At 69.4% G+C, this 8,658-nt stretch carries 3 protein-coding genes; 1 reads left to right on the top strand and 2 read right to left on the bottom strand.

The window, feature by feature from the left end:
• Positions 1-174: 174 nt before the first annotated feature.
• Complete coding sequence (locus ACWEFB_RS24275) at positions 175-1,131, bottom strand: cyclase family protein (RefSeq protein ID WP_452288901.1); 957 nt, start codon at positions 1,129-1,131, stop codon at positions 175-177.
• A gap of 171 nt (positions 1,132-1,302) precedes the next feature.
• Positions 1,303-6,372 (bottom strand): NAD-glutamate dehydrogenase, encoded by a 5,070-nt coding sequence (locus ACWEFB_RS24270; protein ID WP_452288899.1) that lies wholly within the window; start codon positions 6,370-6,372, stop codon positions 1,303-1,305.
• A 294-nt stretch (positions 6,373-6,666) separates the two neighbouring features.
• Between ACWEFB_RS24270 and ACWEFB_RS24265 the strand changes: the two genes are divergently transcribed.
• Entirely contained in the window at positions 6,667-8,631 is a 1,965-nt protein-coding gene (locus ACWEFB_RS24265; protein WP_452288897.1) for a penicillin-binding transpeptidase domain-containing protein, read from the top strand.
• The last annotated feature ends 27 nt before the right edge of the window (positions 8,632-8,658 follow it).

Below are 8,658 nucleotides of genomic sequence, written 5' to 3'. Positions count from 1 at the left end.
AGGCCACAGGCTGCACGGGGCGAGAACTCAACCCCGGCGCTGCTCCGGTCGTACGCGATGTATAACCGCCCCGGGCCCGCCGGCATTCCGCGAACGGCCCCCCGACGCGAGTTGATCAAGCCCAGAACCTCGCACACCCGACATCCGGCTCGATACCCGACCCTGGGAACGCGGTCAGAATGTGGCGATCGGGTTGACCGGGCTGCCGGACGTACCGGCGAAGCGGACCGGTGCGACTGCGAGGTGGAAGTCCCACTGGCCGAGTTCGGCGGCGGTTGTCGCGCACGCCTCCAGGTCGCAGTTGTCGAGCAGCCACAGACCCATCGCGACGAGACTCACGGCGTGAACCGGCATCAACACGTCGTCGTACCCCGACGGCTGGACGTCCTGGGGGGTGTCGGCACCGATCAGCGCGACGCCGCGTTCGTGCAGCCATGGCAGGCAGGACGCGTGCCAGCCGGCCTGCGTGAAACCGCTGGCCGCACCGCCCTCGTGCCGGGCACGGCCATAGCCGGTACGCAGGAGCACCGCATCGCCGGGTCGCACCCGTACACCCTGGCGACGCTCGGCCTCCTCGAGATCGTCGGGGAACACACCCTCCCCCGGTTCCAACCACGGCACCTCGCGGGCCCTCGCGACGTCGAGCAGGACACCACGCGTGATGATCCCGTTCGCCGCCGCCGTCACGGCCGCCCAGGCCGATCCCGTTTCGGTGTCGACCAACGAGTGCGACCGCCCGTTGTACATCTTGCCGTCCCAGAAGAGGTGGCACGGTGAGTCGACGTGGGTGAGAGTGTTGCCGTGGAACGTGATGCCGAGCCGCTCGGACGAGAAGCCCCAGCGCCGGTCGGCGTGGAAGGCGGGCACCGGCATGTTCTCGCCACCCGGCATGTCGGCGGCGCACGGGCACGTCATCGTCGACCGCTCCATGTCACCGGGTACGCCAACCTCCCACGCGCACGACACGCTCCTGCCGTGGCGCACGGCCCGCGCCGCCGCCACCCGGACGTCGTCGGTGATGTGGTTCAGCGTTCCGCGCTCGTCCTCGTCGCCCCACCGTCCCCAGTTCGACAGCGTGTCGAAGTACCCGAGCACGTCGTCCCGGGTGGGCATCGGTCGCACTGCCGTCATCGACTCCTCCGGTCACGCGATTCCAGGCACCGCAGGCAGCGTATCCCGCCGCCGGATCGAGGACCGCAATGACCGGTCGATCAGACGCACCGCGCGGATACGGAGAATGAGTGGCTGTCCACGACGGGACAACCACTCATTCTCCGAAACCGTGCTTGTGTCGGGTGGGGCTTACTTGCTGGCGGCGGAGGTGCGAACGAGGGTACGGATCTGGCGGAGCAGTACGGACAGTGCGGCCAGATCCGAACGGGACTCGTCGAACTCGCCCATCGCCTTCTGCGTACGGGTGATCGAGGTCGCGTTCGACTCCTCCCACTCGCGTACCCGTCGGTCGGCCGGAACCGAGTCGGCGGTCGAGTGGAGCACCTCGGCGGTGAGTGCGGCGAGCGCCGCGTACAGGTCGTAGCGGAGCGCCATCCGGGCCAGGGTCTGCCAGCGGTCCTCCCGTGGCAGCAGCGAGATCTTCGACAGGAGGGCGTCGACCCGGAACCGGTCGGAGAGGACGAAGTAGACCGAGGCCACCTCACCCACGTCCCGCCCGTTGGTCGCCGCGGTCTCCACCACGTCGAGCAGACCGAAGCTGTACATCAGCCGGGTGACCTGCTGGGCCAGCTCCCGCTCGATGCCGCGCGACATCAGCAGGTCGACGTGCGCGTCCAGGGCCTGCCGCTCCGACCCGCAGAAGAGCTGGTCCAACTCCGGCAGCAACCGGGAGACACCGTCGCGGAGCCGGGCGATCTCGGCGGGTACGTCGATCGGTGAACGCCGGTTGGTGACCAGCCAGCGCACCGCCCGGTCGAGCAGTCGCCGCGTGTCCAGGTAGACGCCGGTCTGCACCTCGGTCGGGACCTTGTTGTCCAGGTCCTCGACGGCGGCCCAGATCTCGCGCAGCTTGAACACCTCCCGGACCACCACGTACGCCCGGATCACGTCCGCGGCAGAGGCGGCGGTCTCCTCGACCACCCGGTAGATGAACGAGATGCCGCCCCGGTTGACGGCCTCGTTCACCAGCACGGTGGTGACGATGTCCCGGTGCAGCCGGTGGTCGGCCATCCGGCTGGCGTACCGCTCACGCAGCGGGCTCGGGAAGTAGCCGGCCAGCACCTCGGCCGTCCACGGCTCGTCGGGCAGGCCGTCGGCCAGGATCTCCCGCTCCAGCACGATCTTCACGTACGCGAGCAGCACCGCGAACTCGGGCGCGGTCAGTCCGGACTCGGTCCGTACCGCCAGTTCCTCGTCCGGCGGCAACGCCTCCAGCTCCCGGTTGAGCGCACCGGACTTCTCCAGGTCGCTGATCATCCGGCGGTGCACCGGCAGCAGCGACGCGGCCTGGGCCTGGGCGTTACCGATGGCGCGGGCCTGGTCGTAGTTGTCCCGGAGCACGTGCTCGGCGATCTCGTCGGTCATCTCGGCGAGCAGTTCGTCGCGCTCGGGTACGGTCAGCTCGCCGTCCGCGACCGCGGCACCGAGCAGGATCTTGATGTTGACCTCGTGGTCGGAGGTGTCCACCCCGGCCGCGTTGTCGATGAAGTCGGTGTACATCCGGCCCCCGGCCAGGGCGTACTCGATCCGGCCGAGCTGGGTGAAACCGAGGTTGCCGCCCTCACCGACGACCTTGGCCCGCAGCGCCTTGCCGTCGACCCGGATCGCGTCGTTGGACTTGTCCCCGACCTGGCTGTTCGACTCCGCGGCACCCTTGACGTAGGTGCCGATGCCGCCGTTCCAGAACAGGTCGACCGGCGCGGTCAGGATCGCCTTCATCAGGTCCTGCGGCGAGATGCTGTCGATCCCCTCGTCGAGGGCGAGCACCGCCCGGACCTGCGGCGTGACCGGGATGGTCTTCGACGTACGCGGGAAGATGCCGCCGCCTTCGGAGATCAGGCTGGTGTCGTAGTCCTCCCACGACGAGCGCGGCAGGTCGAACAACCGCCGCCGTTCGGCGAACGAGGCCGCCGGATCGGGATCGGGGTCGAGGATGATGTGCCGGTGGTCGAACGCGGCCACCAGCCTGATGTGCTCGGAGAGCAGCATCCCGTTACCGAACACGTCACCGGACATGTCACCGACACCGACGACGGTGAAGTCCTGGGTCTGGGTGTCGATCCCCATATCGCGGAAGTGCCGCTTGACCGACTCCCAGGCACCACGCGCGGTGATGCCCATCTTCTTGTGGTCGTAACCGGCGGAACCGCCGGAGGCGAACGCGTCGGCCAGCCAGAAGCCGTGCGACACCGAGATCTCATTGGCGATGTCGGAGAAGGTGGCGGTGCCCTTGTCCGCCGCGACCACCAGGTACGGATCGTCGCCGTCGTGCCGAACCACCTCGCGCGGCGGCACGATCTGCCCACCGACCAGGTTGTCGGTGACGTCGAGCAGGGCGGAGATGAACTCCTTGTAGCAGATGACCGCCTCGTCCCGGTCGCCCGGCTTCTGCTTCAGCACGAAGCCGCCCTTGGCGCCGACCGGCACGATCACCGCGTTCTTCACCATCTGCGCCTTGACCAGGCCCAGCACCTCGGTACGGAAGTCCTCGCGCCGGTCGGACCAGCGCAACCCGCCCCGGGCGACCGGCCCGAACCGCAGGTGCACTCCCTCGAACCGGGGTGAGTAGACGAAGATCTCGTACTTCGGGCGGGGTGCCGGCAACTCCGGAATCGCCTGCGGGTCGAGCTTGAAGGCCACGTACGCCTTGGGGCGCCCGTCGGTGGCCCGCTGGTAGAAGCTGGTCCGCAGGGTCGCCTGGATCAGCGTCAGGTACGAGCGCAGGATCCGGTCCTGGTCGAGGCTGGTCACCTCGTCCAGCGCGTCACCGATGCTCTCCACCAACTGCTTGCTCTGCACCTCGCGCTGGCTCGCGTCGAGCTGCGACGACGGCGAGAACCGGACCTCGAAGAGCTGGACCAGCAGCCCGGCGATCTCCGGGTACGCGATGAACGTCGACTCCATGTACTCCTGGGAGAAGACCGTCCCGGCCTGGCGGAGGTACTTCGCGTACGCCCGCAGGACCACCACCTGCCGCCAGGTGAGGCCGCCGCGCAGGACCAGCTCGTTGAAGCCGTCCACCTCGGCCTCGCCGCGCCAGGTGGCGGAGAACGCGTTCTCCACGTGCGGGCGTACCTCGGCGAGGTCCCGTGCGCCGTCCTGGAGGTGCAGGCCGAAGTCGTACAGGTAGATCCGGCCGTCGACCCGGTCGACCTCGTACGGGTGCTCGTCGACGACGCTCACCCCGAGGGAGTGCAGGACGGGCAGGACGGCGGAGAGAACCATCGGTTCGCCGTACCGGTAGACCTTGAACCTGACCTCCAACTCCTCGTCGGAGGGCACGGCGGTGCTGCCCGGCCGGGGCGAGCGCTGCTTGCGGAACATGTGCATGGCCAGCTGGCCAGGCTCCTCCAGCAGTTCGAGCTTGGCCAGGTCCTTCATCGCCTCGTACGGCGTGTGGTCGTCCTTGTAGCCCTCGGGGAAGGCGTCGGAGTACCGGCTGAACAGGCGCTTGGCCTGCTCGTCGCCGAGCTTGCGTTCGAGGACGAGGCGGTAGTCGTCGTCCCAGAGCCGGGTGGCGTCGGCGAGCCGTTCGGCGAGCAGGTCCGCGTCCACCCCGCCGGGCGGGTTCGACGGATCGGTACGGACGATGAAGTGCACCCGGGCGAGCATCGACTCGGTGACCCGGGTGGTGTAGTCGACCCCGATGCCGTTCAGCTCGCGCAGCAGGATCTCCTGCATCCGCAGCCGGTTCTGGGTGGTGAACCGGTCCCGGGGCAGGTAGATCAGGCAGGAGATGAACCGGCCGTAGCCGTCCCGGCGCAGGAACAGCCGCAGTTGCCGGCGCCCCGCCATCCGCAGTACGCCAATCACCGCGTGGTACAGATCGTCGGTCTTGATCTGGAACAGCTCGTCGCGCGGGTACGTCTCCAGGATCTGGAGCAGGTCCTTGCCGGAGTGGCTGCGCGGGCTCAGGCCGGAGCGGTCCAGCACCTCGGCGACCTTACGACGGACCACCGGCAGCTCCCGGACGCTGGTCCGGTACGCCGAGGTGGAGAAGAGGCCGAGGAACCGGCGCTCGCCGACCACCTCACCCGCGTCGTTGAAGATCTTGAACCCGATGTAGTCGAGGTAGGCGGACCGGTGCACGGTGGCGCGGGAGTTCGCCTTCGTGATGATCAACAGGCGCTTTTCCAGCACCTTGTCGTGCGCCTCCGGCGTCATCGAGGTGAGCGCCCGGGGTGCCGTCGAGTCCTGCCGGAGGATGCCCAGTCCGGTCCCGAGCACCGCCTCCAGCGCCTGCTCGGCACCGGCGGTTTCCGCACCGTCCGTGTCGACCAGCCGGTACTCCCGGTAACCGAGGAAGGTGAAGTGCTCGTGGGCCAGCCAGCGGAGCAGTTCCACCGAGTCGGTGATGTCCTTCTCCGGCACCGGCGGCCGGGTCTCCGACGTACGGGCGGCGGCCAGCTCGTCGGCGAGGGCGAGCGCCCGCTGCCGCATCTTCGGCCAGTCCTCGACCGCCTCGCGGACATCGGTGAGCACCCGCTGCAGCTCGCTGCGGAGTTTGTCGCGGGCACCCGCGTCCCGGACCGGATCGATCTCGATCCGCATCCAGCTCTCCACCACGTCGCCGTCGATCGCGTCGTCCGGCTCCACGTCGGCGGCGACCTCGGCGAGCCGGCCGAGCGGCTCCCGGCGTACCACGACCAGCGGGTGGATCAGCATGTGCAGGTCGAGGTGCTGGGCGGTGAGCAGGGCCGTCACCGAGTCGACCAGGAACGGCATGTCGTCCGTGACGATCTCGATCACGGTGTGCTGCTGTTCCGGTGCAGGCTCGTGGATGCGCAGCTTCAGCTCGCCCGGCACCCGCTGCTGGGCCAGGTCGCGGTGGGCCTGGGCGGCGGCGAGCATCTCCGCGGCGGTGAACCCGATCAGCTCCTCGTCCGGCGCGAACCGCCAGAACCGGTCGACCAGGGTGGCCACGTCATGATCGTTCCCGGCCAGCGCCACCGCCTGGGCGACGAGCCGCTCGGCGTTCGGGACCGGTTCGTCGAGATCCGCGTCCTCGACGTCATCGGTCAGCGCGTCCGGTGGCAGTCCCAGATCGTAAAGGGTGTCGACGCTGGCACCCGTAACCCCGCCCTCGACCCGAGGGCCGTGGCCGTCGTCGTCGCTCGCGGGATCGAAGTTGTCGTTCCGGCCGGTATCGACCTGCCGGAGATCGGACTCCGGAAACTTAATCGCCGGACGCCGGTCCATCGGTGCCACTCCCCTCGACCCACCGCGTTGTGGGTCACTCTGCGCCCAGCCTATGCCTTGCCGGTTCGCCCCTTGATCGGCGGACCGACGCACCGGACGTCCGGATCGCGACTTCGCCCTTTCACCCCTTGTGGGTACGGAGCACAGGTGTTCCTGAGTACCCCCACTCAGCAGGTCATCACACCTGGATCTCGGTTGCCTCCGAACCCGGCACGCAACCACCACCAGCAGCGCGGGCGTACTACCTTCAGGGATCGAATCGGGGACGAACGACCGAAAGGTGGCTGCCGCCACATGCGCCCGTACCAACAGCGAACCCGCGCAACGTCCATCAGCCGCCGCCGACCCGTCGTCGCCGCGCTCGTCGGGCTGGGCCTGGTGGCCGGGCTACTGACCGCCTGCTCGGGATCGGAGTCGCCGGAACAGGCGGTGGACGCCTTCCTGAGCGGCTGGCAGGACGGAAAACTCGACCAGCTCCGCTTCGTCGACACCCAGGGCCAGGGAGTCGCCGGCGCCAAGGTCGCCGAGGAGATCAAACTGCTCTCCGGCGAGCTGACCGCGAAGCTGCGCCGGGAGGGCGAGGCGCAGGTCCGCGAGGACGCCGCGACGGCGAACCTGACGATCGACTGGACCCTGCCCGGTGGCACCCACTGGGCCTACCCCTCGACGGTACGGCTCAAGCGTGACACCGAGGACCACTGGCGGATCATCTGGGAACCCCGGATGGCGCAGGAGAAGCTGACCGCTGGCGACACGCTGACTGTACGGCGGGTCGCCGCACCTCGCGGCCAGATCCTGGACGGTGCCGGCCAGCCGATCGTGGCGGCCCGGTCGGTCGTGCTGGTGGGCGTGCAACCGAGCGAGGTGACCGACGTACCGGGCCTGGTCAAGGACCTGGACGCGGCGTTCAAGGCGATCCGGCCGGCGATCAGCCCGCCGATCGACCTCGCGGACCTGCCGGCCCGGATGAAGGAGGCCAAACCGGACGCCTTCGTCGACGTGGTGAGTCTCCGGAAAGAGGCGTACCAGCAGATCAAACCCCGCATCTACGACCTGCCGGGGACGAAGTTCCGGGAGGAGCAGCGCGAGTTGGCGCCCACCCGTGAGTTCGCCCGCGCCCTGCTCGGCTCGGTCGACCCGGCACTCAAGGACGACCTCGACGCCAACCCCGGCGTGTACGCCGAAGGCGACCTGGTCGGGCACGGCGGCCTACAGGGCCGGTACGAGAAGCCGCTGCGCGGCACACCGGGCGGCACCGTGGTGATCAGCAAGCGCAACGCCGCGGGTGAACTCGCCCCGACCGACCAGGAGCTGTACCGGATCGAACCGAAGCCGGGTACGGCGCTGAAGACCACGCTCGACGTCAAGACCCAGAACGCCGCCGACGCCGCGCTCGGCCCGGATCCGCACCGTACCGCCCTGGTGGCGATCAGGATCAGCGACGGCTCGGTCCTCGCCGCCGCCAACGGCCCCGGTGGCGGCACCGAGAACCTGGCCCTGACCGCCCAGGTCCCGCCGGGGTCGACCTTCAAGATGGTCAGCACGCTGGGCCTGCTCGACCTGAACGCGGTCAGCCTGGACGGCCCGGTCGACTGCCCGAAGAACTTCACCGTGGACGGGCGGTCGTTCAAGAACTCGAACGACTTCGAGCTGGGCAAGGTGCCGTTCCGGACCGACTTCGCCAAGTCCTGCAACACCGCGTTCGCGGCCCTGGCGCCGAAGCTCGGTGACACCGGGCTGGCCGAGGCGGGCCGGAACCTCGGCCTGGAGGCCAAGTGGGAGCTGGGGTTGGAGGCGTTCTCCGGCAAAATCTCCACCGGTGGCTCCGCCGCCGAACGGGCCGCCGCCACCTTCGGTCAGGGCACCAACCTGGTCAGCCCGATCGCGATGGCCGCCGCCACCGCCGCCGTCGCCAAGGGTCAGTGGCAGCAGCCGAAACTGGTCCTCGACCCCGCCCCCGGCGCACCGGCACCCGCCGGCCCGCAACTCAAGGCCGCCTCGGTCGAGCCGCTGCGGACCATGATGCGCGAGGTGGTCACCGTCGGCAGCGCGACCGCGCTCAAGGACGTCCCTGGCTCGCCCGTCCACGGCAAGACCGGAACCGCCGAGTACGACGACAACCCGGCCAACACCCACGCCTGGTTCGTCGGGTGGCAGGGCGACGTCGCGTTCGCGGTCTTCGTGGAGAAGGGCGGCGGCAGCGGCGACACCGCCGTCCCGATCGCCGAACGCTTCCTCCGCAACCTGTCCGCCCGCTAACCCGCCTCCGCTCCGCTCCGCCCCGCC

The organism is Micromonospora sp. NPDC004704 (assembly GCF_053601675.1).
Note: the sequence above shows the minus strand (reverse complement) of the source record. Positions and strands in the feature narration are given on the sequence as shown.